Origin of the sequence: Vaccinium witches'-broom phytoplasma str. VAC (assembly GCF_000309405.1) — a bacterium.
In the GTDB taxonomy this organism is placed as follows: Bacteria; Bacillota_I; Bacilli_A; order Acholeplasmatales; family Acholeplasmataceae; genus Phytoplasma.
In genome coordinates, this window is the sequence record NZ_AKIN01000026.1 from 1 (window position 1) to 1214 (window position 1214).

Below are 1214 nucleotides of genomic sequence, written 5' to 3' on the forward strand. Positions count from 1 at the left end.
TATTTATTTAAAAAAAATTGAAGAATTATCGGAAAAATATTCTAAACAAAAAATAACTTTTAATTTTATTACTAAGGAAGAAATTAAAAAAGAAAAAGAAGAAGAAATTCAAGAAAAAAGAATAAATTTTAATAGTTATCATTTGGGAAAATTAGAAGCTGATTATAAATTTGATAATTTTATTGTTGGTCCGAGTAACATTTTCGCCTTTAAAATGGCTAAACAAATCGCTGAAGCGAAAGTCGTACAAACGAATCCTTTATATATTTTTGGTTCAGTGGGTTTGGGAAAAACTCATCTTATGCAAGCAATTGGTAATTATATTTTTGATAAACATCCTCATAAAAAGATTTTATACGTTAAAGCTGATGGCTTTATTGAAGATTTTACTAATCAATTAAGAAAAGATAAAATGGAAGATTTCAATAATAAATACCGTAATATTGATGTTCTTTTGGTAGATGATATTCAAATAATGGCTGACGCTAAAAGAACTCAAATGGAATTTTTTAAACTTTTTGATTATCTTAATTTGAATAAAAAACAAATCATTATTACCAGCGATAAACCTATTTCTGAATTGAATAAAATTATGGAAAGATTGACTAATCGTTTTAAAGCAGGATTAATAGTAGATATTAAAAAACCTGATTCTAAACATCGTTTAGAAATTTTAAAGAAAAAAATATTTGAGATTGAAGGCGACAACACCAAAATAAAAAAAGAAATTTTAGAATTTATTTCTTCGCGTTTTGGCGATAACATAAGGGAAATGGAAGGAGTTTTGTTAAGACTTTTAAATTATACTCAAATTTATGGGTTAGAAATTAATTTAAAAAATGTAACAGAAGCTCTAGACCCTTTATTAAAAAATAAAAAAAATCTTTCAAAAGAAGAGATAGATGTTAAAAAAATAAAAAATATAGTTAGTGAATTTTATAATATCAGTGTACGCGATTTAATTAGTGGTAAAAAACATAATAAATTTTCTCTACCTCGTCATATCGCTATTTATTTAATTAAAAAAATAAACAATTCTTCTTATGAAATAATCGGCCTGCACTTTAATAAAAGACATCATTCTACTATTTTAAAAGCTTACAGAAAAATAGAGAAAAAAATCAAAGAAAACGAAGAATTGAACAAAACTGTTGAACTTATTATAGAAAAAATAAATAGTTAAAATTAATTTTAAAGAAAAGAAATATAAAATA

Annotated in this window: 1 protein-coding gene; it reads left to right on the top strand. The window is 23.3% G+C overall.

From position 1 onward, the window contains the following. Positions 1–1183, top strand: a 1183-nt coding sequence (gene dnaA / locus RI68_RS00850) for a chromosomal replication initiator protein DnaA (RefSeq protein WP_017193370.1), incomplete at its 5' end; no start/stop codon positions are given. Between the last annotated feature and the right edge of the window lie 31 nt (positions 1184–1214).